Origin of the sequence: Mitsuaria sp. BK037 (assembly GCF_014193045.1) — a bacterium.
GTDB lineage: Bacteria > Pseudomonadota > Gammaproteobacteria > Burkholderiales > Burkholderiaceae_C > Roseateles.
On record NZ_JACHYS010000001.1, the window covers coordinates 954,857 to 980,258 of the forward strand.

29 protein-coding genes are annotated in these 25,402 nt (G+C 68.8%); 12 read left to right on the forward strand and 17 right to left on the reverse strand.

Annotated elements, in window-relative coordinates; genetic code table 11:
* Positions 1 to 51 precede the first annotated feature (51 nt).
* Positions 52 to 966 (forward strand): amino acid ABC transporter substrate-binding protein, encoded by a 915-nt coding sequence (locus FHT37_RS04110; RefSeq protein ID WP_183479033.1) that lies wholly within the window; start codon positions 52 to 54, stop codon positions 964 to 966.
* Here the strand turns inward: FHT37_RS04110 and FHT37_RS04115 are convergent.
* Entirely contained in the window at positions 881 to 1,918 is a 1,038-nt protein-coding gene (locus tag FHT37_RS04115; RefSeq protein WP_183479035.1) for a LysR family transcriptional regulator, read from the reverse strand. The genes FHT37_RS04110 and FHT37_RS04115 overlap by 86 nt on opposite strands.
* Positions 1,919 to 2,089: 171 nt before the next feature.
* Between FHT37_RS04115 and sugE the strand changes: the two genes are divergently transcribed.
* Complete coding sequence (sugE, locus tag FHT37_RS04120; protein ID WP_091724250.1) at positions 2,090 to 2,410, forward strand: quaternary ammonium compound efflux SMR transporter SugE; 321 nt, start codon at positions 2,090 to 2,092, stop codon at positions 2,408 to 2,410.
* A gap of 93 nt (positions 2,411 to 2,503) precedes the next feature.
* Positions 2,504 to 2,824, forward strand: coding sequence for a hypothetical protein (locus FHT37_RS04125; RefSeq protein ID WP_147241751.1), 321 nt, complete (start codon positions 2,504 to 2,506; stop codon positions 2,822 to 2,824).
* Between the two features lie 11 nt (positions 2,825 to 2,835).
* On the opposite strand, the gene FHT37_RS04130 is transcribed toward FHT37_RS04125, so the two are convergent.
* From FHT37_RS04130 to rpsU, 5 genes are all read right to left on the reverse strand, one after another.
* A complete protein-coding gene (locus tag FHT37_RS04130; RefSeq protein WP_183481227.1) occupies positions 2,836 to 4,404 on the reverse strand; it encodes a TRAP transporter large permease subunit in 1,569 nt (522 codons plus the stop codon).
* On the reverse strand, positions 4,404 to 5,012 hold the full coding sequence (locus tag FHT37_RS04135) for a TRAP transporter small permease subunit (protein WP_091724252.1): 609 nt from the start codon (positions 5,010 to 5,012) through the stop codon (positions 4,404 to 4,406). Before FHT37_RS04135 ends, FHT37_RS04130 begins: the two co-directional genes overlap by 1 nt.
* A gap of 207 nt (positions 5,013 to 5,219) precedes the next feature.
* Positions 5,220 to 5,567 (reverse strand): TIGR01244 family sulfur transferase, encoded by a 348-nt coding sequence (locus tag FHT37_RS04140; RefSeq protein WP_091724253.1) that lies wholly within the window; start codon positions 5,565 to 5,567, stop codon positions 5,220 to 5,222.
* Between the two features lie 46 nt (positions 5,568 to 5,613).
* On the reverse strand, positions 5,614 to 6,060 hold the full coding sequence (locus tag FHT37_RS04145; protein ID WP_099859742.1) for a GatB/YqeY domain-containing protein: 447 nt from the start codon (positions 6,058 to 6,060) through the stop codon (positions 5,614 to 5,616).
* Between the two features lie 186 nt (positions 6,061 to 6,246).
* A complete protein-coding gene (rpsU, locus tag FHT37_RS04150) occupies positions 6,247 to 6,459 on the reverse strand; it encodes a 30S ribosomal protein S21 (RefSeq protein WP_012346814.1) in 213 nt (70 codons plus the stop codon).
* A 455-nt stretch (positions 6,460 to 6,914) separates the two neighbouring features.
* Between rpsU and FHT37_RS04155 the strand changes: the two genes are divergently transcribed.
* Positions 6,915 to 7,931, forward strand: coding sequence for a GGDEF domain-containing protein (locus FHT37_RS04155; RefSeq protein WP_091724255.1), 1,017 nt, complete (start codon positions 6,915 to 6,917; stop codon positions 7,929 to 7,931).
* Between the two features lie 32 nt (positions 7,932 to 7,963).
* Here the strand turns inward: FHT37_RS04155 and FHT37_RS04160 are convergent, their stop codons facing one another.
* From FHT37_RS04160 to FHT37_RS04190, 7 genes are all read right to left on the reverse strand, one after another.
* Complete coding sequence (locus FHT37_RS04160) at positions 7,964 to 8,401, reverse strand: EVE domain-containing protein (RefSeq protein WP_183481240.1); 438 nt, start codon at positions 8,399 to 8,401, stop codon at positions 7,964 to 7,966.
* Positions 8,402 to 8,757: 356 nt separating this feature from the next.
* Positions 8,758 to 9,099, reverse strand: a complete 342-nt coding sequence (locus FHT37_RS04165; RefSeq protein WP_091724256.1) for a cell division protein ZapA — start codon at positions 9,097 to 9,099, stop codon at positions 8,758 to 8,760.
* Positions 9,096 to 9,350 carry a cell division protein ZapB gene (locus FHT37_RS04170; protein ID WP_147241750.1) on the reverse strand — a complete coding sequence of 85 codons (255 nt, stop codon included), beginning with the start codon at positions 9,348 to 9,350 and terminating at the stop codon, positions 9,096 to 9,098. The genes FHT37_RS04165 and FHT37_RS04170 overlap by 4 nt, the downstream gene beginning before the upstream one ends.
* Positions 9,351 to 9,397: 47 nt before the next feature.
* On the reverse strand, positions 9,398 to 10,036 hold the full coding sequence (gene nth / locus FHT37_RS04175) for an endonuclease III (protein WP_183479037.1): 639 nt from the start codon (positions 10,034 to 10,036) through the stop codon (positions 9,398 to 9,400).
* 67 nt (positions 10,037 to 10,103) lie between these two features.
* Positions 10,104 to 10,769, reverse strand: a complete 666-nt coding sequence (rsxB, locus tag FHT37_RS04180) for an electron transport complex subunit RsxB (protein ID WP_147241757.1) — start codon at positions 10,767 to 10,769, stop codon at positions 10,104 to 10,106.
* A gap of 59 nt (positions 10,770 to 10,828) precedes the next feature.
* On the reverse strand, positions 10,829 to 12,145 hold the full coding sequence (locus tag FHT37_RS04185) for a polyhydroxyalkanoate depolymerase (protein ID WP_183479039.1): 1,317 nt from the start codon (positions 12,143 to 12,145) through the stop codon (positions 10,829 to 10,831).
* Positions 12,146 to 12,386: 241 nt separating this feature from the next.
* Positions 12,387 to 13,589, reverse strand: a complete 1,203-nt coding sequence (locus FHT37_RS04190; protein WP_183479041.1) for an amino acid aminotransferase — start codon at positions 13,587 to 13,589, stop codon at positions 12,387 to 12,389.
* A gap of 166 nt (positions 13,590 to 13,755) precedes the next feature.
* On the opposite strand from FHT37_RS04190, the gene uvrB reads away from it, so the two are divergent.
* Positions 13,756 to 15,921, forward strand: a complete 2,166-nt coding sequence (gene uvrB, locus FHT37_RS04195) for an excinuclease ABC subunit UvrB (RefSeq protein WP_183479043.1) — start codon at positions 13,756 to 13,758, stop codon at positions 15,919 to 15,921.
* A 211-nt stretch (positions 15,922 to 16,132) separates the two neighbouring features.
* Here the strand turns inward: uvrB and FHT37_RS04200 are convergent, their stop codons facing one another.
* The 4 genes from FHT37_RS04200 to FHT37_RS04215 form a co-directional block, all read right to left on the reverse strand.
* Positions 16,133 to 17,884, reverse strand: coding sequence for a rhodanese-like domain-containing protein (locus FHT37_RS04200; protein WP_183479045.1), 1,752 nt, complete (start codon positions 17,882 to 17,884; stop codon positions 16,133 to 16,135).
* Between the two features lie 40 nt (positions 17,885 to 17,924).
* Complete coding sequence (locus tag FHT37_RS04205; RefSeq protein ID WP_183479047.1) at positions 17,925 to 18,914, reverse strand: aliphatic sulfonate ABC transporter substrate-binding protein; 990 nt, start codon at positions 18,912 to 18,914, stop codon at positions 17,925 to 17,927.
* A 126-nt stretch (positions 18,915 to 19,040) separates the two neighbouring features.
* Positions 19,041 to 19,205: a hypothetical protein gene (locus FHT37_RS04210; RefSeq protein ID WP_175538223.1), complete on the reverse strand. Its 165-nt coding sequence runs from the start codon at positions 19,203 to 19,205 to the stop codon at positions 19,041 to 19,043.
* Positions 19,206 to 19,268: 63 nt separating this feature from the next.
* Complete coding sequence (locus tag FHT37_RS04215; RefSeq protein WP_183479049.1) at positions 19,269 to 20,159, reverse strand: LysR substrate-binding domain-containing protein; 891 nt, start codon at positions 20,157 to 20,159, stop codon at positions 19,269 to 19,271.
* 134 nt (positions 20,160 to 20,293) lie between these two features.
* Here FHT37_RS04215 and FHT37_RS04220 point away from each other — a divergent pair, with 134 nt between their 5' ends.
* The 7 genes from FHT37_RS04220 to hscB all read left to right on the forward strand — a co-directional run bounded on the left by FHT37_RS04220 (position 20,294) and on the right by hscB (position 25,401).
* Complete coding sequence (locus FHT37_RS04220; protein WP_183479051.1) at positions 20,294 to 20,689, forward strand: RidA family protein; 396 nt, start codon at positions 20,294 to 20,296, stop codon at positions 20,687 to 20,689.
* Between the two features lies 1 nt (position 20,690).
* Positions 20,691 to 21,800 (forward strand): NADH:flavin oxidoreductase, encoded by a 1,110-nt coding sequence (locus FHT37_RS04225; protein ID WP_183479053.1) that lies wholly within the window; start codon positions 20,691 to 20,693, stop codon positions 21,798 to 21,800.
* 318 nt (positions 21,801 to 22,118) lie between these two features.
* Positions 22,119 to 22,652, forward strand: a complete 534-nt coding sequence (locus FHT37_RS04230) for a Fe-S cluster assembly transcription factor (protein WP_091724267.1) — start codon at positions 22,119 to 22,121, stop codon at positions 22,650 to 22,652.
* 67 nt (positions 22,653 to 22,719) lie between these two features.
* Positions 22,720 to 23,940: an IscS subfamily cysteine desulfurase gene (locus FHT37_RS04235; RefSeq protein ID WP_091724268.1), complete on the forward strand. Its 1,221-nt coding sequence runs from the start codon at positions 22,720 to 22,722 to the stop codon at positions 23,938 to 23,940.
* Positions 23,941 to 23,983: 43 nt separating this feature from the next.
* Entirely contained in the window at positions 23,984 to 24,397 is a 414-nt protein-coding gene (iscU, locus tag FHT37_RS04240; protein WP_091724269.1) for a Fe-S cluster assembly scaffold IscU, read from the forward strand.
* A 10-nt stretch (positions 24,398 to 24,407) separates the two neighbouring features.
* A complete protein-coding gene (gene iscA / locus FHT37_RS04245) occupies positions 24,408 to 24,731 on the forward strand; it encodes an iron-sulfur cluster assembly protein IscA (RefSeq protein ID WP_091724270.1) in 324 nt (107 codons plus the stop codon).
* A gap of 148 nt (positions 24,732 to 24,879) precedes the next feature.
* The gene (hscB, locus tag FHT37_RS04250; protein ID WP_091725198.1) at positions 24,880 to 25,401 is read left to right on the forward strand and encodes a Fe-S protein assembly co-chaperone HscB; all 522 of its coding nucleotides are present in this window, start codon (positions 24,880 to 24,882) and stop codon (positions 25,399 to 25,401) included.
* The last annotated feature ends 1 nt before the right edge of the window (position 25,402 follow it).

Sequence of the window (25,402 nt, forward strand, 5' to 3'; positions counted from 1 at the left end):
ATGCGCGGGCGGTGTTTCGGCGCGGTCCTCGGTTTTGCTTTGGGCCTGGGCGTGGCCGCACCGGCCGCGCAGGCGGCGGCCGCCAAGCCGGCTCCGGTGGTGCGTCCGGCGCAGCCGCCCGAGGGGCCGACGCTGGCCCGCATCCGCGAGACCGGCGTCATCGTCCTGGGCTATCGGCCGGCATCGGCGCCGTTCTCCTACCTCGACGCGCAGCTGCGTCCCACCGGCTATTCCGTCGAACTGTGCGAGCGCGTGATCGCCTCGCTGCGCACGCGGCTGAAGCTGCCTGACCTGGAGGTGCGGCGCGTGGCGGTGGGCTCGGCGACGCGCATGCCGATGGTCAGCAACGGCACGCTGGACATGGAGTGCGGCATCACCACCAACACCGCGGAGCGGGCCCGCAGCCAGGCCTTCTCGGTGACCATCTTCGTGGCCGAGACCAAGCTGATGACGCGCCATGGCGAGAAGGTGCAGAGCCTGTCCGACCTGCGCGGCCGGCCGGTGGTGAGCACCATCGGCACGACCAGCATCCAGCACCTGGCCAAGGTCAACGAGCAACTGGGGCTGGGCATCCGCATCGTCGCGGGGCTGGACGATCCGGACGCCTTCCAGCTGCTGCGCAGTGGCCGCGCCGACGCCTTCATGATGGACGACGTCATCATCCGCAGCCTGCTGGCGCAGCAGGGGTCGGCGGTCTCGCCCGACGACTACGTGATCTCCGACCGGGCGCTCACGGTCGAGCCCTACGCGATCGGGCTGAACCGCGACGATCCGATGTTCAAGACCATGGTCGACGACGTGCTGGTCGGCCTGTACCGCAGCGGCGAGATCCACACGATCTACAGACGCTGGTTCGAGTCCCCGCTGCCGCCCTCCGGCATCAACCTGAAGCTGCCGATGAACGCCGCTTTCCGGCGCGTGGTGGCGCAGCCGACGGACTCGCCCGATCCGGAGCGCTATCGCTGAAGGCGCTGAAGGCCGCGGCGGGTGCCGCCGGCGCGGCGCGGTCGCTCGCGATCGCGCCCGAGCAGCCTGAGCGGCCGTTCAGCAACTCGACGAAGCGCCGCGCCGCCAAGCCCAGGGGCCGGGTCTGCGTCCACACCACGTCGACGTAGAGCTGTAGCGCGGTGGTGAAGTTGCCGGCGGGAATCTGGACCAGCTCGCCCGAGGCCAGCGCCGCGCGCACGAAACCGGACGGCAACCAGGCCCAGCCCAGCCCGGCCGACACCATGCGCAGCGCCGCGACCGGGCTGTCGGTGCGCCACTGCACCCGCGAGACCGAGATCCGCTTGTCGACGTCGCAGGCATCGCGGCCAGCGACCAGGATCTGGCGCTCGGCGATCAGGTGCTCGTCGCGCAGCGCCGAGGCCTCGCGCGCGAGCATCGGATGCGAGGCGGCGACGACGGCGACCAGCGTCTCGCGGGCCACTTCCTGGAACTGCTCGGACGGGTCCAGGCCCTGGCGCTCGAACACCAGCGCCAGCTGCGCGCGCCCGGATTTCAGCATCGCCAGCGCATCCGCCTGCGGCGCGGTCAGCACCTCGATCTCCAGCAGCGGGAACTCGGTCGACAAGGTCGTCAGCGCGTCGCTCCACGGCGTCGCCGCGACCAGTTCAGGCGCGACCGCGATCACCAGCGACGGCTCCAGGCCCTGCGTCATGGACAGTGCGTGCCGATTGAGCTGGCCGAACTGCTCGGCCAGCCGGCGCGCCTGCGGGACCAGCGCGAGCGCCTGCGGCGTGGGCACGGGTTCGCGGCCGGCGCGGTCGAAGAGCGGCAGGTCGAGTTCGGCCTCCAGGTGGGCGATCGTCATGCTCACCGCCGACGGCACCCGGCCCAGCGCACGGGCGGCGGCGGAGAACGAGCCGTGGTCGATCGCGGCGAGGAAGACGCGGAGATTGTCCAGGTCGAAGGCCATGGCGGGTCCTTGGGAGGGATGGCGAGTGAGGGGTTGATCTATCAGTCGGGTTGATGGATTCTGACTTCAACTATCAGGATGGCGAACATACAGTCCGTCCCATCGTGAATCAAGGCCTCGGCGCAGGGCGGCCACGCTCAACGCGCCGACGCCCTCAACAAGGAGTTCGACATGGTGTGGGGTGTGCTGTTCTTGGCGGGGCTGTTCGAGATCGGATGGGCCGTCGGCCTGAAGTACACGGAGGGCTTCACCCGGCCGTGGCCGACGGTGGGCACCGTGCTGGCGATGGTGACCAGCGTGGTGCTGCTGGGTTGGGCGCTGAAGCACCTGCCGGTCGGCACGGCCTATGCGATCTGGACCGGCATCGGCGCGGTCGGCACCGCGATCGCGGGCATCGTGCTGCTGGGCGAATCCGCCTCGCCGGCCCGGCTGGCCTGCATCGGGCTGATTGCCGTGGGCATCGTCGGGCTCAAGATGGTCTCGTCGCAGTGAGGGCCGGGCCGGCGTCGGCGGCGGCCCGCCAGCGGGAAGCGGGCAGGGCATGGGACTTGCCGTTCACGGTCATCCAGACCGCAGGAGTTCCTCATGCCCGACTTCGACGAACGACGAGACCACGCCTACGACCGCGAGCAGGAGGCCGCCTACTGGCGCGACAACTACGCCAAGCGGCCGTACATCCAGCAAGGCGACACCCATGACGACTTTGGCCCGGCGTATGCCTACGGCGTCGATGCGTTCGCGCGTTATCCGGACCGTGACTTCGACGATTTCGAGGCCGAACTGCATCGCGACTGGGGCGAGCAGCGCAAGGGGTCGTCGCTCGACTGGGCGCGCGCCAAGCCCGCCGTGAAGGATGCGTGGCAGCGCATCAAGGAGGCCTCGAACATGCCACCGTCGACGCGCTGAGGCGCGCGCCGCTATTTCTTGTCTTCCAGCGAGCGTCGCACGGCCTCCATCGGGTCCTCGGCCTCGGACGCCGGCGCGGAGGCCGCCGACGCCGCTTCCGGCGGCAATCCGAACAGCGCGTTCGTGTCCGCATTCGGGTCGACGCGTTCCGCCTGCCCGGCATCGATGCCCTGCAGCATCTCGGTGGCCTTGTCCATGTCGACCGCTTCGGCCTTGTCCAGGAAGGCGGTCACCGTCACCGGGAAGAAGATGACGATCGCCACCAGGATCAGCTGCATCACCACCCAGGGGATGGAGCCCAGGTAGATGTCGCTCGACAGCACACGCCGCGGCAGCGCGCCGGTCTTGAACAGTGAATCCGAGATGCCCCGCAGGTAGAACAGCGCGAAGCCGAAGGGCGGATGCATGAAGCTGGTCTGCATGTTCACGCACAGCATCACGCCGAACCACACCAGGTCGATGCCCATCTTGTCGGCGACCGGGCCCAGCAGCGGCAGGATGATGAAGGCGATTTCGAAGAAGTCCAGGAAGAACGCCAGGAAGAAGATGAACAGGTTCACCACGATCAGGAACCCGATCTGACCGCCTGGCAGGCTGGTCAGCATGTGCTCGATCCACTTGCCGCCTTCCACGCCCTGGAACACCAGCGAGAAGGTGCGCGAGCCGATCAGGATGAACACCACCATCGCGGTGATGCGCATCGTGCCGATCATGGCTTCGCGGACCACCGGCCAGTTCAGGCGCCGGTGCGACGCGGCCAGGATGAAGGCGCCCACCGCGCCCATCGCGCCGGCCTCGGTCGGCGTGCAGATCGCCGTGTTGATGCCGGGCAGGCCGCCCATCGAGCCCAGCACCGCGAAGATCAGCACCGCCGACGGGATGATGCCGCGCAGGCATTTCTTCCACAGCGCCCAGCCGTCCAGCGTGCGCGCTTCCTTGGGCACGCCGGGCACGTGCTCCGGCTTGAGCCGCGACAGCGCGAAGGTGTAGAGCGCGAAGATCAGCACCTGCAGGATCGACGGGCCCCAGGCGCCCTTGTACATGTCGCCCACCGGCTTGCCGAGCTGGTCCGCCAGCACCACCAGCACCAGCGAGGGCGGCACCAGCTGCGTGATCGTCCCGGACGCCGCCAGCACCCCGGTCGCGTAGCGCATGTTGTAGCCGTAGCGCATCATCACCGGCAGCGAGATCATCGCCATCGCGATCACCTGGCCGGCCACCGTGCCGGTGATCGCGCCCAGGATGAAACCGACGATGATGACCGAGTAGCCCAGCCCGCCGCGCACCGGACCGAAGAGCTGGCCCATCGAATCGAGCATGTCCTCGGCCAGGCCGCATTTCTCCAGCAGCGCACCCATCAGGGTGAAGAACGGGATCGCCAGCAGCAGGTCGTTGGACAGGATGCCGAAGACGTTCTGCGGCAGCGCCGTCATGAACTCCGGCGGGAACCAGCCCTGGCTCACCGCGAAGAATCCGCAGGCCAGGCCCAGGGCGGCCAGCGAGAAGGCCACGGGGAAACCGATCAGCATGATGATGATCAGCCCCGCGAACATCAGCGGGGGGAATTGCTCCATCGTGATCATTGCAGCGGCCTCTCGTAGTGGGTGTCCATCTCGACGAGATGGGCCAGGTAACCCAGGCGCTTGATCACCTCCGAAAGTCCTTGCAGGAACACCAGCCCGAAGCCGACCGGCAAGGTCAGCGCGGCCGGCCAGCGGATCAGTCCACCCGCGTTGCCCGACACCTCACCGCTGGTGAACAGCTTGTGCAGGTAGCCGCCCAGGCCGAGCGTCGCGATCGTGTCGTCCGGCCGCATGCCGGTCATGAGCTTGCCCAGGAAGAAGTCCCAGGACAGCCAGCCCGCGTAGGCCATCACCGGGATCAGGAAGACGATCAGGCCGAACAGGTCGATGTAGACCTTGCCGTGCCCGCGCCAGCGCGCGTAGAGGATGTCGACCCGCACATGCTCGTTCAGGCGCAGCACCTGCGCCGCGCCGCCCATCACGCAGACGGCGAACAGGTACCACTGGATCTCGAGGAAGGCGTTGGAGCTGATGTCCAGGCCGTAGCGAATCACCGCATTGGCGGCGCTGATCAAGCACGACAGCAGGACGGCCCAGGCGGCAAGCGTGCCGAACCGGTCCGTCAGCCAGTCGATGCCCTTGGCGAAAGCAAGCAGGGCGTTCATCGAGGAATCCAGGTCTCCATGTGAGCCCGCGACGGGGGAGGGCTCGTTTCTTGTCGTAGACGCGGACTGTAGCCAGCGAGCGCTGACGGCGACCTGATTTCGTACGCTGTTCCGGGAAAGCCCTGAGGACCGCGGAAGGGAGAAAAAAGAAGGCCCCGGTCGGGGACCAGGGCCTGCGGCGCCCTTGGGCGCGGTGGTCGGGACGCGTCAGGCGTCGAGCTGCATCGCGGAGGCGAAGAGCCGGGTCGAGCGCGCGCCGGAGCGGCAGAACGCCAGCACCGGCTTGGGCGCCTCGTCGAGCAGCGCGCGCATCGCGGCGATCTCCTCCGGGGACTGGTAGCCGCCCTGCACCGGCAGGTGGTGGTAGACCAGGCCCGCCGCCTCGGCCGCGACGCGGACCTGCTCGCTGGTGGGCTGGTCCGGGCCGCCCTCGAAATCCGGGCGGTTGTTGATCACCGACTTGAAGCCGGCCGCGGCCAGTGCGGCCATCGTGTCCGGCGTCAGCTGCGGCGCGACGCAGAAATCGGGCGTCAGTTGTTGGACGGTCAGTTCCATGGAGGCTCCTGTCGTTGAATCGGAAGCGGACGCGGCGGGAAGGGGCTCAGCCCGCCAGCGCGGCCTTCACCGCGGCCGAGACCAGGCCCATGTCGGCCTTGCCCGCGAGCTTGCCCTTCACGGCGCCCATCACCTTGCCCATGTCGGCCGGGCCCTTGGCGCCCAGCTCGGCCACGATCGCGGCGACCTCGGCCTTGATCTCGTCCTCGCTCAGGCGCTGCGGCAGGTAGACCTCCAGCACCTTCAGCTCGGCGGTTTCCTTGTCGGCCAGGTCCTGCCGGCCGGCGGCGGTGAACTGGCTGATCGAGTCCTTGCGCTGCTTGATCAGCTTGTCGACGATGCCCACCAGCATCACGTCGTCCACCGTCACGCGCTCGTCCACTTCCTTCTGCTTCACGGCGGCCAGCAGCAGGCGGATCGTGCCCAGGCGCTCGCTGTCCTTGGCGCGCATCGCCGTCTTCATGTCTTCGGTGATCTGTTCCTTCAGGCTCATGAGGGCTCCTTGCTTCTCTCTCGAAATGCGTTTCTCGGTCTCGCGGAGATCATCGGCCGTCGCGGGCCGGTGCGGCGCGGAGACAAAAAAGCCCGCGGCAGCGTCCTGCGCGGGCTTTCTGTGCTGTTCGGGCAGTGGGGAGCGCTCAGCGAGGGTCCCCGGTGCCGAAGCGGTCCGATCCTTCGATCAGTACAGCTTCTTGGGCAGCTGCATGCTGCGCACGCGCTTGTAGTGGCGCTTCACGGCGGCAGCCTTCTTGCGCTTGCGCTCGGCGGTCGGCTTCTCGTAGAACTCGCGGGCGCGCAGCTCGGTGAGCAGGCCCAGCTTCTCGATGGTGCGCTTGAAGCGGCGCAGGGCCACGTCGAACGGCTCGTTTTCTTTGACGCGAATGGTGGTCATGAAATTCCTTCAAATAGCGCTCGGTGTTCGCGAGGAAGGGCTTGCCTTCGAAGCGGAGTATCCGGATTCCACTTCCGAATCGACGCGCAGGGTTTGCCAGCAAAACGCGGATTCTAGCCTCATTTTTGACGGTCCGCCAAATTGAAGCGGGTCGACGTGCCCGGACGCCTGCGAGCGCGATGCGGCGGGCCCCGCGCTCATCACGTCCCGCGCCGACGGTTTCATCCCAGGCGTGACTTTTTCACGCGCTGCCGCCGCGCGCGCTTCGCGTCGGCGCGCTGGGGGAAGTGCATCGCCGTGGCCCTCTCTCGCGGCACGCTAGGATGCCTGACCCCAAGCTTAGGGGGAGAGAGCCCCCGCGATCGTGGTCGGCACTTGCCCGGGCGACCGGCACCCATCTACATTCGATCCACCACCATTCGACCGCCAGGGGAATCCCCGGCCCGGCCCGACCCATGGAATTAAACGCCGCCGCGACGCCCGCGCCCGCCAGCTTCGATGCCTGGCTGGCGTCGTCGGGAACGCCCCAGGCACATGTCGCGGCCGGCCTGCTCGGCCTGCTGGAACCGACCGGCGCCTGCCTGACCGTGAAGTCGATGGCCACCGGGCGCTACGTCTTCGCGAGCCCGGCCATGGGCGAACTGTTCGGCCGGATCGAGGCCGGCATCGTCGGCGCGACCGACGCCGACCTGATGCGCGGCGACGAAGTCCAGGCGATGCGCCGCTCCGAGCAGGCCACGCTGGCCCAGCGCGGCGTCGTGAGTTCCGAGCACCGCCTCGAGATCGGCGGCCGCCGCCGCGAGTTCATGGTCATGCGCTTCCCGCTGGGCCAGGAACACGTGATGGCCTTGTGGAGCGACAAGACCGAGGAACGCCATCGCGAAACGCATCTGCAGCGCGCGCTGCAGCAACTCGAGCAGCAGCAGAAGTCGCTCGAGCAGATGCGGCGCGAGCTGCAGCAGGGCAGCGGCCGCGACGAGGTGTCGGGGCTCTACATGCGCGCGCAGTTCGACGACCAGTTGCTGCGCGAGATCGATCTCTCGACGCGCGAGCACCGCGAATTCACGCTGGTGCTGATCGCGCTGGATCCGGTCACGGCCGAGGCCGGACTGGGCGAGGAGGCGCGCCAGCGCCTGCTCGAGGGCCTGGGGCGCATGCTGCGCGCCAACACCCGCGCGATGGACGCGGCCTGCCGCATCGGCGACGACCTGTTCGCGGTGCTGCTGTCGGGCGTGGGCCTGGCAACGGCGCATGCGCGCATGGAACAGCTGCGCCGCCAGTGCCATGCGCAGATCGTCGTGCTGCATGGGCAGGACATCGGACTGTCCCTGTCGATGGGCGTCGCGAGCTTCCCGCATACCGCGTCGCGCCAGGAGGAGCTGCTGGGCGCCGCCGAGATGGCGGTCAAGGAAGCCCAGCGCCGCGGCGGCAACCAGGTCGTGCTGGCGTCGATCCCGTTCGGCATGGGCTGAGGGCCCGCCGCGCCCGCCCCGTCGCCCGCCGCTCAGGCGAGCAGGGCCTGGAGGCGCCGCCACTCCGCCGCCGTGACCGGCGTGATCGACAAGCGGTTGCCCGGCTGCAGCGTGCGCATCTGCGACAACACCGGATCGCGCTTCATCTCCGCCAGGCTCAGCAGCCGCGTCTTGCGCACGAAGCGCACGTCCACATGCGACCAGCGGGGCGCTTCAGGCTTGGACTTCGGGTCGAAGTAGGGGCTGGCCGGATCGAATTGCGTGGCGTCCGGATAGGCGGTGCTGCTGACCTCGGCGAAGCCGGCGATGCCCGGCTCCGGACAGGACGAGTGATAGAACAGCACCCCGTCGCCGATGCGCATCTGATCGCGCATGAAGTTGCGCGCCTGGTAGTTGCGCACGCCGGTCCAGGGCAACTCGCCGGCGGCCTGCAGGTGATCGATCGAGGCCTCGTCCGGCTCGGACTTCATCAGCCAGTACTGCGGCGCGTCGCCGGTGGGCTGGGAGGGCTGGGCAGTGCTCAAGGTGAAACCCCGCGAGATCGGCGGCGCCGCGGCGCCGGCCGTCGACCATGAAAAAACCGCGCTCTGAGCGGTCAGGCGCGGTTTCGGGAAGAGGTGTCCACGGCGAGCCGTGAGCCGCATTCCTGAACCCTAGGGGTACAGGTGGGCGAGGTCAACATGGCTTCGGGTTCATCTGACGCGAGACGCTCACACCAGCCAGGTAATGTTCCAAGCCCTTGCTCGCGAGAGCATCGGTTCAAGGAAATATAAAACTCACGCGAACGCAGTGGACGGAGCGGATTCTACGCGGCGAGCCGCGGCGATCACAGCAGTTGCCCGTCTTGCACCAGGGCTTCATCGAGCCGCTTCATCAGCGTTTCAAGATCCGGTGCAGGCAGCTGTCCGGCACTCGTACCGCTGTCGCCAGCGCCTGCCTCGGCGGCATCGCCAGCCGCGGGCGAGGCGCCGACTTCGGTCAGCGAATAGGCCAGGTTCAGCGCCGCCAGCACCGCGATGCGCTCACGCGCCTTGATGCGGCCCGCATCGCGGATCGCGCACATTTCCTTGTCGACCCGGGCGACCGCCTTCTGCAGCGCGGCCTCGCCGCCTTCGGGGCAGCCGAGCAGGTAGCTCTGGCCCATGATCGTGACTTCCATTTGCTTCATGCGCCCGTCTTTCGAGAGTCGGTGGCCTCGGATCCGTCGCTGCCGTCGAGGAGATCGGCCGCCTCCACCGGCAGGCGGTCGAGCAGCGCATCGATGCGCCCGCGCGCCGCGGCCAGGCGCGAACGCAGGCTGTCGCGCTCCAGCGTGAGCGCCTGCACCTGCTGCTCGAGCAGCGTGTTCGTGCGCTTCAATTCCTCGTGGCGCACCAGCAGGCGCTCCACGCGGTCGACGAGGTCGGTGATGCTGGACATGGCTTCCCTGACGGATGGACGCGCGGATTGTAGGGGGCCGGGTTCGCTCAACGCGCCGCAGCCATCGGCGCACTGTCACATTGCGCGACGACGGCGCAACGCTCGCACAGCGGCCGGCGCGCCTGGCACACATAACGCCCATGCAGGATCAGCCAGTGGTGGGCATCGACGAGGAATTCCTGCGGCACACGCGCCAGCAGTTGCTGTTCGACTTCCAGCACGTTCTTGCCGGGCGCGAGGCCGGTGCGGTTGCCGACACGGAAGATGTGCGTGTCCACCGCCATCGTCGCTTCGCCGAAGGCGACGTTCAGCACCACGTTGGCCGTCTTGCGGCCGACGCCGGGCAGCGACTCCAGCGCCTCGCGGCTCTGCGGCACCGCGCCGCCATACTGCTCGACCAGGATGCGGCAGGTGGCGTGCAGGTTCTTCGCCTTGGTCTTGTAAAGGCCGATCGTCTTGATGTATTCGGCGAGCCGCTCCTCGCCCAGTTCGAGGATCTTTTGCGGCGTGTTGGCCACGACGAACAACCGGCGCGTCGCCTTGTTGACGCCGACGTCGGTCGCCTGGGCCGAGAGCAGCACCGCGGCCAGCAGCTCGAAGACGCTGGCGTATTCGAGTTCGGTTTGCGGCGACGGGTTGGCGGTGCGGAGGATCTCGAAGAACTCGCGGATCTGGGTCTGGTTCATGGCGAGTGGCCGGTGCGGGCAGGGCGTGCGAGCGGAGGGGGGACGGGGAAGGGCGATGCGGGGCGGCTCAGGCGCCGCGCTTGGCCCGGGCGCGCGCCAGCGCGGCTTCGATGACGGCCCGCTTGCGATCGATCTGGGCCGCGTCGGTGAGCCGGGTTTCCGACTCGAGGTGATCCAGCTTGTGGCGCGCCTTGGCCTCGAGGCGGTCGTCGTGCTCGCGGCGTTCGCGCTCGACGCGGATCTCGTGCCAGCGGTAGCGCTCGCGGGCGCGCTCGGCCTGCGCCGGGCTCCAGGCGGACCAGCCGCTGCGCCCTGGCGTGACCTCGGCCAGTGAAATGCAATCCACCGGGCAGACCGGGATGCAGAGTTCGCAACCGGTGCAGTCCGCGTCGATGACGTGATGCATCAGCTTGTTGCTGCCAACGATCGCGTCGACCGGGCAGGCCTTGATGCAGAGCGTGCAGCCGATGCACCAGTCCTCGTCGATGACCGCGAGCCGGCGCGGACCCTCGAGGCCGTGCTCGGGGTTGAGCGGCAGCGCCTCGCGGGCGGTGAGGGCGGCCAGTCGCGCGATGCCCTCGGCGCCGCCGGGCGGGCACTGGTTGATGGCGGCCTCGCCGCGCGCGATCGCATGCGCGTAGGAATGGCAATCGGGATAGCCGCAGCGCGTGCACTGCGTCTGCGGCAAGGCCTGGTTCAGGCCTTCGACGAGCGCGTCGAAGGCAGCGTCCACCAGGCCGGCAGACGGGGGGGCGGACGGGTCAGCGGAGGCGGAATCGGACGGGGCGGGGTTCACTCGGTCGGCTTGCGCGGACGGCGCGTCGCCGGTCGGGGCGCGCGCTTGGCCGCGGCGGGCTGGTGCAACGGGGCCGCATCGTACTTGGCAATGAAGTCGCGGATCACCGGGTAGACCTTCTCGCGCCAGCGACGGCCCGAGAAGATGCCGTAGTGACCGGCGCCGATCGCGTCGTAGTGGAACTGGTTCTTCGCGTCGATGCCGCTGCACAGCTCATGCGCGGCCTTGGTCTGGCCGGCGCCGGAGATGTCGTCCAGCTCGCCCTCCACGGTCAGCAGCGCGGTCTGGGTGATGTCCTGCGGACGCACCAGGTCGCCGCCGACATCCCAGGTGCCGTTGACCAGCGCGAAGTCCTGGAACACCGTCTTGATCGTGTCCAGGTAATACTCGGCCGGCATGTCCAGCACGGCGTTGTACTCGTCGTAGAAGCGGCGGTGGGACTCGGCGCTGTCGTCGTCGCCGCGCACCAGATCGAGGAAGTAGTCGTAGTGCGAGCTCAGGTGGCGGTCCGGATTCATCGCCACGAAGCCGGTGTGCTGCAGGAAGCCGGGGTAGACCTCGCGCCCCGCGCCCGGGAAGTTGGTCGGCACGCGGTAGATGACGTTGTTCTCGAACCAGCTGTAGCTCTTGTTCATCGCCAGGTTGTTGACCGCGGTCGGGCTCTTGCGGGCGTCGATCGGGCCGCCCATCATCGTCATCGAGCGCGGCGTGGTCTCGCCCTTGGAGGCCATCAGCGAGATCGCCGCCAGCACCGGCACCGTCGGCTGGCAGACCGAGATCACGTGGCAGTCCTCGCCGACGTGGCGGATGAAGTCCTGGACGTAGTAGATGTAGTCGTCGAGGTGGAAGGGACCGGCTTCGAGCGGCACCATGCGGGCGTCGGTCCAGTCGGTGATGTAGACCTTGTGGTCCTTGAGCAGCTGCTTGACCGTGTCGCGCAGCAGCGTGCTGTGGTGGCCGGACAGCGGCGCCACGACCAGCACCGTCGGCTGCGCCTTCATCTTGGCCAGCACGGCCGGGTCGTCGGTGTAGCGCTTGAAGCGCAGCAGGCGGCAGAAGGGCTTCTCCAGCGCCACCAGTTCCTGCACCGCGACGTCGATGCCGTCCACCTCGACGCTGGTGATCTCGAATTCCGGCTTCTCATACTCCTTGGCCAGCCGGTGCATGAGATCCAGACCGGCGGACATCCGGTGCGACAGCGGCGTGTGCGCGAACGGCGACAGCGGATGGCTGTAGAGCTTGGCGGTGGCGCTGGCGAACTCGGAGAACGGGCTCAGCAACGCGCGCTGGGTTTCATAAAGCTGGTAGAGCATCTGGCGGACCTCTCGAGGGGGAGTGAGGCGAAAGCTGGCACCCGTTGTGCAACGCAGCAATTCTAGGTCCCGGCCATCGGAAGTGTGTGTCGCCGGCGTGCCGTCGGGGGCCGCGGCAGGGACTTCGAACCGGCGGATTTCGCCATAAATGCGCAGGGCCGGCCCGCTTGCGGCGGTACCGGCCCTGGGTTCGAGCGCCGATCGTGCGATCAGCGCATCGAAGTGTGGCGGCGAGGAAGGGTCAGACCTTCTTGACCGCGGCGATCGCGGCGGCAACCGGCTTGAGGTTCTTGCTGTTGAGCGCCGCCACGCAGATGCGGCCCGAATCGACGCCGTAGACGCCGAACTCCGAGCGCAGGCGCTGCATCTGCTCGGCGGACAGGCCGCTGTAGCTGAACATGCCCTTCTGGCGGGTGACGTAGCTCAGGTCGTCAGTGATGCCGGCGGCCTGGAGCTCGGCGACCAGCGCCTCGCGCATCTGCTTGATGCGCACCCGCATGCCGGCCAGTTCCTCTTCCCACTGGGCGCGCAGCGCGGGCGTGGACAGCACGGTGGCCACGACCTGGGCGCCGTGCGTCGGCGGGTTGGAGTAGTTGGTGCGGATCACGATCTTGAGCTGGCTCAGGACCTTGGTCGCTTCCTCGGCGGAGGCGCAGACCACGCTCAGCGCGCCGACGCGCTCGCCATAGAGCGAGAAGCTCTTGGAGAAGCTGGTCGAGACGAAGAAGTCCAGGCCGGCGGCCAGGAACTGCTGGATCACGGCGCCGTCCTCGGCGATGCCTTCGCCGAAGCCCTGGTAGGCCATGTCGAGGAAGGCGACCAGGCCGCGCGCCTTGACCGCCTCGACGACCTGCGCCCACTGGGCGGGCGTCAGGTCGTAGCCGGTCGGGTTGTGGCAGCAGGCGTGCAGTACGACGACCGTGCCGGCCGGCGCGGCGTTCAGCGCGCCCAGCATGCCGGCGAAGTCGATGCCGCGGTTGGCGGCGTCGTAGTAGGGATAGGTCTCGACCGGGAAGCCGGCATTGGTGAACAGCGCGCGGTGGTTTTCCCAGGACGGGTCGGAGATCAGCACCTTGGCGCCGGGGTTCAGGCGCTTGAGGAAGTCGGCGCCGATCTTCAGGCCGCCGGTGCCGCCCAGGGCCTGCACGGTGGCCACGCGCTTGGCCTTGAGGACTTCGCTGTCGGCGCCGAAGACCAGGCCCTGCACGGCCGCGTCATAGGCGGCGATGCCGTCGATGGGCAGGTAGCCGCGCGGCTTGGGGGCCGCCTGCATCTGCGCCTCGGCGGCGGCCACGCAGGCCAGCAGCGGGAGCTTGCCGTTGTCGTCGTAATAGACGCCCACGCCCAGATTGACCTTGGCGGGATTCGGATCGGCGTTGAATTGCTCGTTCAGACCCAGGATGGGGTCGCGGGGGGCCATGGCGACGGCGGCGAACAGGGACATGGAGGCTTTCCTGACAGTGCGTTGGCAAGAGCGGGAAGGGCACGACGGGAGAAACCCGTCCGGCTGCGCTACGCTGTCGCGTCCTGACGCCCGAGGCGCCTCCCGCGCGCCCAGCGAAGCCCGCCGATTGTAGGCAGGGAACAAGCGTTGCCCCTGGGAAACCCTGATGAGCCGATCCACCGCCGCCACGCCCTCAATCCCCGCCGCCAAGGCGAAGAAGTCCGCTTCGCCCGAGGCGCAGACGCCCGAGGTGGGTGCGCCGCCGAAGGGCGAATTCGTCTCTTTCGAAGGCTCTCCGTTCCAGCTGTTCCAGCCTTACCCGCCGGCGGGCGACCAACCCACCGCCATCCAGCAGCTGGTGGAAGGCGTCAATGACGGCGAAAGCTTCCAGACGCTGCTGGGCGTGACGGGCTCGGGCAAGACCTTCACCATGGCCAACACGATCGCGCGGCTGGGCCGGCCGGCGATTGTCTTCGCGCCCAACAAGACGCTGGCGGCGCAGCTGTACAGCGAGTTCCGCGAGTTCTTCCCGAAGAACGCGGTCGAGTACTTCGTCAGCTACTACGACTACTACCAGCCCGAGGCCTACGTCCCGCAGCGCGACCTGTTCATCGAGAAGGACAGCGCGATCAACGAGCAGATCGAGCAGCTGCGGCTGTCCTGCACCAAGAGCCTGCTGGAGCGGCGCGACGTGGTGATCGTGGCGTCGGTGTCGGCGATCTACGGCATCGGCAACCCGAGCGACTATCACCAGATGGTGATGACGCTGCGGGTGGGCGACAAGCTCGGCCAGCGCGACATCATCCAGCAGCTGGCGCGCATGCAGTACACGCGCAACGAGATGGAATTCACCCGCGGCCACTTCCGCGTGCGCGGCGACACCATCGACGTCTTCCCGGCGGAGCACTCGGAGCTGGCGCTGCGCATCGAGCTTTTCGACGACGAGGTCGAGGGGCTGACGCTCTTCGATCCGCTGACCGGCCAGATCCGGCAGAAAATCCCGCGCTTCACGGTCTATCCATCCAGCCATTACGTGACGCCGCGCGACCGCGTGGTCGCGGCGATCGAGACGATCAAGGAGGAACTGCGCGAGCGCGTGGCCTTCTTCATCAAGGAGGGCAAGCTGGTCGAGGCGCAACGGCTGGAGCAGCGCACGCGCTTCGACCTGGAGATGCTGCAGGAGGTGGGCCACTGCAAGGGCATCGAGAACTACACGCGCCACCTCTCGCAGGCCGCGCCCGGCGATCCGCCGCCGACGCTGGTCGACTACCTGCCGCCGGACGCGCTGATGTTCCTGGACGAGAGCCACGTGCTGATCGGCCAGTTCAGCGCCATGTACAACGGCGATCGGGCGCGCAAGAGCACGCTGGTGGACTACGGCTTCAGATTGCCGTCGGCGATGGACAACCGGCCGCTGAAGTTCGAGGAGTACGAGCGCAAGATGCGCCAGGCCATCTTCGTCAGCGCGACGCCGGGCGACTACGAGAAGCGCCAGGCGGGCGCGGTCGTCGAGCAGCTGGTGCGGCCGACGGGGCTGGTGGATCCGGTGGTCGAGGTCAGACCGGCGACGCACCAGGTGGACGACGTGCTGCAGGAGATCCGCGATCGCATCGAGATCAACGAGCGCGTGCTGATCACCACGCTGACCAAGCGCATGGCCGAGCAGCTGACGGAGTACCTCAGCGACAACGGCGTGAAGGTGCGCTACCTGCACTCGGACGTGGACACCGTCGAGCGGGTCGAGATCCTGCGCGACCTGCGGCTGGGCACCTTCGACGTGCTGGTCGGCATCAACCTGCTGCGCGAAGGCTTGGACATCCCGGAGGTCTCGCTTGTGGCGATCCTGGACGCGGACAAGGAAGGCTTCCTGCGCGCCGAGCGCAGCCTGATCCAGACCATCGGCCGGGCGGCGCGCAACGTGAACGGGAAGGCGATCCTGTATGCGGATCGCATCACCGAATCGATGAAGAAGGCCATCGGCGAGACCGAGCGCCGCCGCGCCAAGCAGATCGCGTTCAACGAGGCCAACGGCATCACGCCGCGCGGCGTGGTCAAGCGTATCCGTGACCTGATCGACGGCGTCTACAGCGACAAGCCGGGCCGCGACGACGCCAAGGTCATCGCCGAGGCCGCGGAGGTCGAGGCGATGAGCGAGAAAGACCTCAGCAAGCGCATCCAGCAGCTGGAGAAGCAGATGCTGGAGCATGCGCGCAACCTCGAGTTCGAGAAGGCGGCGAGGCTGCGCGATCAACTCTCGCAACTCAAGGAACAGGCGTTCGGCGCGGCGGTGCACGACAACGTCGTGCCGATTTCGGCGGGCAAGGGCAAGTGACCCCGGGGAGCAGCGCGGTGCGGGAGCAGTGCGCTGGGCGCTGATGGGGCGGAAGGGCTTCGATTGACTGCGGGACGGGGAGCGCGGGCTCTCCAGGCAGCAGGGGGCATCCCGTCCGGGAACCCCCAGCAGCCTTCCGGCCCCACCGGCGCTCGCTGCCCCCGGGTTGAGCGCTTGTTGTGGGTGGGGCGTGCGCCGTGATGTCGTTCGGTCAGTCTTCGATGACGCGGAAGAAATGCGTGCCGTCGCGGTCCAGTTGCGCGAGGAGACCGTACTCCCAGTCGAGGTAGGCCTGCATCGCGTCGCGCGGATGGTGGTTGCCCTCGTAAGGGCGGCGGTAACGGTCGTCGCGCGGGAAGGCCAGGCGGGGATTGGCGGATTCGATCGGGAGGCCCGCGTCGTACCAAGCCGTCGTGCCGCCCTCCAGCACCAGCAGCTCGCGACCCTCGGCCGCCAGTTCCGCGGCAAGGTCGGCCGCGACGAAGCGCGGCAGCACGCCCAGGTTGCCCGTCAGCACGACGCGGCGCGCCGCCGGAATGACGGTGCGCAGCGCCTCAGCCAGCCGAGCGCGCGGGCTCCACCAGGCGCCGGGGATGTGCCGGACGATGTAGGTGATGCTCGGCGCGACGTCGATGACCACCGTGTCCGGCTGTTCGCGGTCGGCGTCCTCGTCGCGCCAACGGGCCAGCTCGGCCGGCGTCACCGTGGCCACGGTCGGGGAGAGCGGCTGCGGCGGCAGGTCCGGGCCGGTCTCGGTGTGCGCCGCGGGATCCGGCGGCAGCACCGCCACCTCCCAGCCCATCTGCGCCAGCCAGGCCGCCGCCATCGAGGCACGGATGCCGTCGTCGTCGCTCAACACAATGCGCGCGCCGCGCACCGGCACGTGGTGGTCGGTCTCCTGGATCAACTGGCCGCCCGGCGCGTGCCGGAAGCCCGGACGGTGGCCGCGCGCGTATTCGTCGGCGCCACGGACGTCGAAGCGGTAGGTGGAGCGACGCGGATCGGTCAGCCAGTCGGCGAGCACACGCGCATCGATGCGCTGCGCATGCGCGCGGCGGGCCAGTGCCGTGGCGCCTTCGCGCGCCGCGTCCAGGTCGCCCAGCGGCACGTCCTCGTGCGAGCGCCCCTGGCCCTGCGCGAGCGCCAGGCCCTCGAGCGTCCAGCCGATCGTGCCGTTGCGCAGCGCGACGACGGGATTGGGCACGCCGGCGTCGATCAGCGACTGCGCGCCGATCAGGCTGCGGGTGCGGCCGGCGCAGTGGACGACGATGAGGGTCGTCGGGTCCGGCGCGAGGTCGCGGACGCGTCGCACCAGTTCGCCGCCAGGCACGCTGATCGAGCCGGGCAGGCTCATGCTGCGGTATTCGTCGAAGCGCCGGGCATCGAGCAGGACGAGTTGGTCGCCGCGCGCGAGGCGACGCTGGAGTTCGTCGGCCGGGATCGAGGGGGTGTGGCGCCGGGCCTCGACCAGCTCGCCGAAGGCCTTGCTCGGCACGTTGACGTCGCGGAACAGCTCGAGACCTGCTTCGCGCCAGGCGCCCAGGCCACCGGCGAGCAGCGCGACGTCGGTGTAGCCCAGCGCCTGCAGCTTGCGCGCCGACGCCGCCGCCACGCCTTCCCCGTCGTCATAGACGACGATGGGCACGCCGCGCCGCGGCAGGCGCCCCCAGGCGTCGAGCTCCAGCCGCGAGGCGGCGAGGTTGGCGGCCCACAGCGGATGGGCCTCGGCATAGGCCGCTTCCTCGCGCACGTCGAGCAGCGCGATCTCCACCCGCGCGAGCAGCGCGGCGCGGACGTCGGCGACCGTGCGAGTCGGCAGCGGCGCCGGATGGCGGGGCGCCTGAGGCGGGTGCAGGACCGGCGCGGCCGCGGATGCGGGCGACGAGGCGGCCGAAGCGGCCGGAGCGGTTGTGGCGTTGGACGCGGTCGTGGCGATCGTGTCGGTGGGATGCAGGACGGTCATGGCGGCGGGCTCCTGGCGGTCGGGCGGTCGGGCGGGCCGGTCAGGCGGGGCGCCAGACCGGCGATTCCTGGATGGCGACGCGCCGAGGCAGGATCTGCGCGCCGCTGAAGGCGTCGGCGATGCGCTGCTGCTCCGACAGCGACTCGGCGTCGATCGGACGCACCGCATAACTGCGGCGCTCATTGGCGGCGGCGACGATGGCGGGGTCCAGGCCAAGCGCCGGCGCGTGCCAATCGGCCGCGGCGGCGGGGTTCTTCTTGACCCATTCCCCAGCGCGCTGGAGTTCCTCGTAGACGCGCTGCAGCATCTCCGGGTGCCGCTGCGCGAAGGGCGTGGCCGCGAGGTAGAAGCGCCGGTAGGCCGCGATGCGGGTGCCGTCGACCAGGATGCGGGCGCCCGATTGGCGTTGCACCGCCGCCAGGAAGGGATCCCACACGACCCAGGCGGCGATGGCGCCGTTCTCGAAGGCGGAGCGGCCGTCGGCGGGTGTGAGGTAGGCGGGCTCGATGTCGCGGATCGACAGGCCGGCCTGGCTCAGCGCCTCGAGCAGCAGGTAATGCGCGCCGGCGCCCTTGGCGAAGCCCACCTTCCTGCCCTTGAGCTGGGCGACGCTGGTGATCGGCGAATCCTTGCGCACGACGATGGCCTGGGCGGTCGGCGAGGGCGTCTCGATGGCGTAGTAGGTGAGCTTGGCGCCAGCGGCCAGCGCGAACGGCGGCACGGCGTCGGCGACGTCCGCGCTGAGGTCCAGCGCGCCGATGTTGAGCGCCTCCAGCAGCGGCAGGCCGGAGGTGAATTCATGCCAGGAGACAGCGACCTGCCGCGGGGCGAGCGCCTGCTCGAGCACCCCGCGCGACTTGAGCAGCAGCGTCAGCGTGCTGGACTTCTGGTAGCCGATGCGCAGGGTCGTGGTTTCGGCCGCGCTGACGGGGGCGGCGGGCAGGGCGACCGCGCCGGTGAGCGCGGCGGCCTGCGCAAGCCAGCGGCGGCGGGTGGATCCGGAAACGGTCGGGGCGGGCGGGACGGTCATGGCGGCGGGCGCGTGGAGCGCAAGGCATCTGAGCGCCGCAGCCTAGGGATCCCGGCCAGGGATCGGAACGAAGCAAAGCGAGGATCGATAGACGCCGGCGTCTTGCCGGCAAGCCTTACCGACCCTTCAAGCCGTGGGCGGCAGGTCCCGCTGGGGCGGAGGCTCGGTCGACGGGCGCGGCGTCGACGGCTCCTCCAGGGCCCACGCCAGCAGGGCGGCGGTTTTCTCGTCGCCCAGGTCGATCAGCTGCAGGCGTGCGGCGCGGACAGTCTCGATTTGCGTGAGGGTCATGGGGGTCTCCCAGGTGTGGAGTCGCGGAGAGGGCAATTGCCGGTCCCGGGTAGGCCCGGCCGCTCACGATCCCGCCGCCGCCTGCTGTCTCAGCCAGACCATGGCCGCCTGCGTGCTGGTCGACGGCGCCCGCTCGCTGCTGACGGCCAGGTGATAGGTGTGGCCATCGATCACCGGCCCGAACGGTTGCACCAGATGACCGGCGGCGAGCTCCTCGGCGACCAGCGCCTGGCTCACCAGCGCGATCCCGTGGCCGGCGACCGCCGCCTGGATCGCATGGCCTTCGTCCGAAAAACGCAGTTGCCCGGCCGATGACCGGCCCAGGATGCCGGCCGCGGCGAACCAGCGCTCCCAGGTCGGGTTCTCCGGCTGCGGCCGTTTCCAATCGAAGCAGATCAGCGGCACGCGCGCCAGGTCCTCGATCGAGCTCACGCCGAGCCGCGGATTGGCGACGGGCGCGAAGTGGTCCGCAAACAGCGGCTCGGTGCTGAGACCGGGATAGGGGCCGCGACCGTAGCGGATCGCGATGTCGACCGCCGTCGAGCGCAGGTCGACCACCTCGTCCGACGCCTGCAACTGCAGGTCGATGTCGGCATGCCGCAGGCGGAAGTCGGACATGCGCGGGACCAGCCACTTCACCGTGAAGGCATTGGTCGCCGAGATCACCACCTGCGGCCGGCGGCGCGGCTGGGTCAGGCGCTCAAGCGCCGACTGGATCGCGTCGAAGCCGTCGCGCAGCACGGGATAGAGCTGGGCGCCGGCCTCGGTCAGGGTGACGCGGCGCACCTGGCGCTCGAAGAGCGCGACGCCGGATTGCTCCTCCAGCCCTCGGATCTGATGGCTGATCGCCGTCGGCGTCACGGCGAGTTCCTCGGCGGCGGCCTTGAAGCTACCCAGGCGCGCGGCCGCCTCGAAGGCGCGCAGCGCGGACAGCGGAAGTGATCGACGATCCATCGGAGGGTGCTGATGAATGAACTCTGCTCATCTTACGGCTGACAATTGAACCTTTGTCGCCCGCTAGGTGCTTCCCTATTGTTCACCCCGAGGCCGGCGCTTCGTCGGCCTCGATGAATGAAAGGAATGCAATCATGCTGGAACGCGTCATCACCCATCCCGATCCTTATGAGCCCTACCTGCTGTCGCAAGGCATCAAGGCGGGCGGGCTGCTCTTCATCTCCGGTCAGGCCGGCGCCGGGGAAGACGGCCGCATCGTGGCGGGCGGTTTTCTGGCCCAGGGGCGCCAAGCCTTCGCGAACCTGCGTCGGGCGCTGGAAGCCGGCGGCGCGGGGCTGAAGGACGTCATCAAGGTCACGATCTTCGTGACCGACATGGGTCATTTCGACGATGTGGTGGCCCTGCGGCGCGAGTTCTTCTCGATGCCGTACCCGGCGGACACCATCGCTGAGATCAAGGCGCTCTACACGCCGGAGGCGATGATCGAGATCGAGGCGATCGCCGAAGTGCCCGGTGCGCAGGGGCGCTGACATGAAGGCGTCCAACCTGTTCGACCCCGTTGACCTGGGGCCGCTGCGGCTTGCGAATCGATGGGCCGTGGCGCCGATGACGCGCGTCAGCGCGACTGCCGAAGGCCGGGCGACACCGCGCATGGCGCGGTATTACGCCGACTTCGCGGCGGGCGGCTTTGGGCTGGTCATCACGGAAGGGATCTATACCGACCGCGCGTACTCGCAGGGATATCTCTTCCAGCCGGGGCTGGCTGACGACGCACAACGCGACGCCTGGCGACCGGTGGTGGAAAGCGTCCATGCCGCAGGCGGACGCATCGTGGCGCAGCTGATGCACGCGGGTGCGATCTCCCAGGGCAACGCGCACCGGGCCGTGGCGAAGGGGCCTTCGGCGGTGCAGCCGGCGGGCGTCCAGATGTCTTTCTATAGAGGGGAGGGGCCGTATCGCATGCCCGAAGCCATGACGCTCGCGGAGATCACCGCGGCGATCGACGGGTTCGCCGCGGCGGCGGTGCGGGCCAGGGAGGCCGGCTTCGATGGGGTGGAGCTGCACGGCGCCAATGGGTATCTGCTGGACCAGTTCCTCACCGAGCACACCAATCGGCGCGAGGACGGCTATGGCGGCGCCTTGGCTCAGCGGCTGCGGCTGGGCGTCGAGGTGATCGCCGCCGTGCGGGAGGCGGTGGGCGCGGGGTTCCCGGTCGGCTATCGGGTGTCGCAGGGCAAGGTCAACGACTTCGGCCACAAGTGGCGCGGCGCCGAGGCCGACGCAGCACTGGTGTTCAGGGCTCTGTCGGCGGCACCGATCGACTACCTGCACACGACCGAGTTCGAGGCCTGGCAGCCGGCCTTCGGAGAAGGTCCGAGCCTCGCGGCACTGGCGCGGCGGTACGGGTCGGTGCCGGTGATCGCGAATGGATCGCTGCATGATCCGGCCCGCGCCGCGGGGATGGTGGCGCGCGGGGAGGCGGACCTCATCGCCCTGGGACGGGGCGCGCTGAGTAATGCCGACTGGCCGCGGCGGGTTCGGGACGGGCTGCCGCTGGAGGAGTTCGACCGGGCGTTGCTTTCGCCGCTGGCCGATCTGGCGAACGCCGACCGGAGGCGCGCCCGGACCGCACGAGCCTGAGATCGCTCGCAAGACCCCGCCTGCGGGAAGGGTTATTGGCGCTGTCATTGAGAATCCGGCGGCGCGGGATGCCAAGGCCCGCCCGGGCCGGCCGCCCGGCCGCTGGACATCTGGCCTCTAGCGCAAACCGCCGTTCCGCGCCTGGCCTGGAACGGCCCCCTCGACGCCAGTCGGGGGTAACCCGAGCAAGCTCCTTCTTAATTGAGTAAAATGCTCGGACATTGCAGGGGGAAACCCTGCTTCGTGAGTCGACCCGGCGTCAGCCGAGCCGCCGCCTCCATGTCCTGAAGCCCGACACGGGCGCCAAGGAGAAGTTCGATGCGTCTCACCACCAAAGGTCGTTTTGCCGTCACCGCGATGATCGATCTGGCCCTGCGCGAAAACAGCGGCCCCGTCGCGCTGGCGGCGATCAGCCAACGCCAGCAGATCTCGCTGTCCTACCTGGAGCAGCTGTTCGGCAAGCTCCGCCGCCATCAGCTCGTCGAGTCCACCCGCGGCCCCGGCGGCGGCTATTCGCTCGGCCGCCGCTCCGATGAAATCACCGTCGCCGACATCATCGTCGCCGTCGACGAGCCCATCGACGCCACCGGCTGCGGCGGCAAGGAAAACTGCATGGGCGACGACAACGGCCGCTGCATCACGCACGACCTCTGGACCGCGCTCAACAACAAGATGATCGAGTTCCTGGACTCCGTGACGCTGCGCAAGCTCGTCGACGACCAGCTCGCCAAGGGCGTCACCGTCGAGGAAGCGCCCGTCAAGCGCGCCATCTCCAGCACCCCCGTCGTCAAGCCCATCCGCATCACCGCGCCGAATTCCGTCTTCGCGCTCGGCAATGCGATGAGCAAGTGATCCCGGCCCTCCGCTCCGCTCCGGTCCGCGTCAACCCGATTCAGTAGTCGACAAGAAGAACGTTCCCATGGACATGACCCCGCACTTCCCCATCTACATGGACTACGGCGCCACCACGCCGGTGGACCCGCGCGTCGTCGACGCGATGATCCCGTGGCTGCGCGAGCATTTCGGCAATCCGGCGTCGCGCAGTCATGCCTGGGGGTGGGAAGCGGAAGAAGCCGTGGAGAAGGCCCGCGGCGAGGTCGCCAAGCTGATCAACGCCGATCCGCGCGAGATCGTCTGGACCTCCGGCGCGACCGAGTCCAACAACCTCGCCATCAAGGGCGCGGCCAACTTCTACCAGTCCCGCGGCAAGCACCTGATCACCGTCAAGACCGAGCACAAGGCCGTGCTCGACACGACGCGCGAACTGGAGCGCCAGGGCTTCGAGGTGACCTACCTCGACGTCAAGGAAGACGGCCTGATCGACTTCGACGTGCTCAAGGCGGCGATCCGCCCGGACACGATCCTGATCTCGGTGATGTTCGTGAACAACGAGATCGGCGTGATCCAGGACATCCCCGCCATCGGCGCGCTGTGCCGCGAGAAGGGCATCATCTTCCACGTCGACGCCGCGCAGGCCACCGGCAAGGTCGAGATCGACCTGGCGACGCTGCCCGTCGACCTGATGAGCCTGGCCTCGCACAAGAGCTACGGTCCCAAGGGCATCGGCGCGCTGTACGTGCGCCGCAAGCCGCGCGTGCGCCTGGAAGCGCAGATGCACGGCGGCGGCCACGAGCGCGGCCTGCGCTCGGGCACGCTGCCCACGCACCAGATCGTCGGCATGGGCGAGGCCTTCCGCATCGCCCGCGAGGAGATGGCCACCGAGCTGCCCCGCATCAAGGCGTTGCAGCAGCGCCTGCTGGATGGCCTGAAGGACATCGAGCAGGTCTTCATCAACGGCGACCTCGAGCGCCGCGTGCCCCACAACGTCAACGCCTCGTTCAACTACGTCGAGGGCGAGTCGCTGATCATGGGCATCAAGGGCATCGCCGTGTCCTCGGGCTCGGCCTGCACGTCCGCCAGCCTGGAGCCCAGCTACGTGCTGCGCGCGCTGGGCCGCAGCGACGAGCTGGCGCATTCCTCGCTGCGCATGACGATCGGCCGCTTCACGACCGAGGAAGAGATCGATTACGCCGTCTCGCTGCTGAAGGACCGCGTCGCCAAGCTGCGCGAGCTGTCCCCGCTGTGGGACATGTACAAGGAAGGCATCGATCTGAGCACCATCCAGTGGGCCGCTCATTGATCTGATCCGCAGGACACCCGAACAACGACGTTGGAGAACAGTCATGGCATACAGCGACAAGGTCATCGACCACTATGAGAACCCCCGCAACGTGGGCGGTTTCGACAAGGGCGACGAATCGGTGGGCACCGGCATGGTCGGCGCGCCGGCCTGCGGCGACGTGATGAAGCTGCAGATCAAGGTGAACCCGGCCACCGGCCTGATCGAGGACGCCAAGTTCAAGACCTACGGCTGCGGCTCCGCGATCGCGTCGAGCTCGCTGGTCACCGAGTGGGTCAAGGGCAAGACGCTGGACGAAGCGCTGTCCATCAAGAACAACCAGATCGCGGAAGAACTGGCGCTGCCGCCGGTGAAGATCCACTGCTCGATCCTGGCCGAGGACGCCATCAAGGCCGCCGTGGACGACTACCGCGCCAAGCACGGCCAGACCGCCGACGCCGCGACCGCCACCGCCTGAGGTCCGCGCGATGTCCGTCACCCTGACCGAAGCCGCCGCCCGGCACGTCACGCGCTACATCGCCAAGCGCGGGCGGGGCGTCGGCGTGCGCCTGGGCGTCAAGACCACCGGCTGCTCCGGCCTGGCCTACAAGCTGGAGTACGCCGATGAAGTGGCCCCCGAGGACGTCGTCTTCGAGGGCCATGGCGTCAAGGTGCTGATCGACCCGAAGAGCCTGCCCTACCTGGACGGCACCGAGCTGGACTTCGTCCGCGAGGGCCTGAACGAGGGCTTCAAGTTCCGCAACCCGCGTGAGAAGGACCGCTGCGGCTGCGGCGAATCCTTCCGCGTCTGACTGTCGGCCCCCCGACGGGCGTGTACGCCCGTCCCGCCCCCCGAGGGGGCAGCAAGCCATCTTGGGGCGGCCCGGCGATGTCTTGCGCGCGCTGACGGTCACCGCTTCATCGGCGCGGCAGCTCGGCCGCGCTTTTTTCATTGACATCGTGAAACTCGACGACGACGACTTCACCCTGTTCGGCCTGCCGCAGCGCTTCGCGCAGGACGGCGCCGAGATCGCGCAGCGCTGGAAGGCGCTGGCGGCGAAGGTGCATCCGGACCGCTTCGCCGCCGACGGCGCCGCCTCGCAGCGCCTGGCGATGCAGTGGTCGCTGCGCGTCAACGAGGCGCATCAGCGCCTGCGCGATCCGCTCAAGCGCGCGTCCTATCTCTGCGAGCTGCGTGGCGCGCCGATCCAGGCCAACGAGAACACCCGCATGCCGGCCGCCTTCCTGATGGAACAGATGGAATGGCGCGAGTCGCTGGACGAGGCCAAGACGCCCGACGCGATCCTGGCCATCGACCAGCAGGTCGCCGGCCGCGAACGCGCGCTGCTGGCCCAGGCCGGCCGCCAGCTCGACGACGAGGGCGACGCCGCGGCCGCCGCCGAATCGGTGCGCGCGCTGATGTTCCTGACGCGCTTCCGCGCCGACATCGACCAGCGCCTGGAGGCGCTCGAGCATTCCTGAG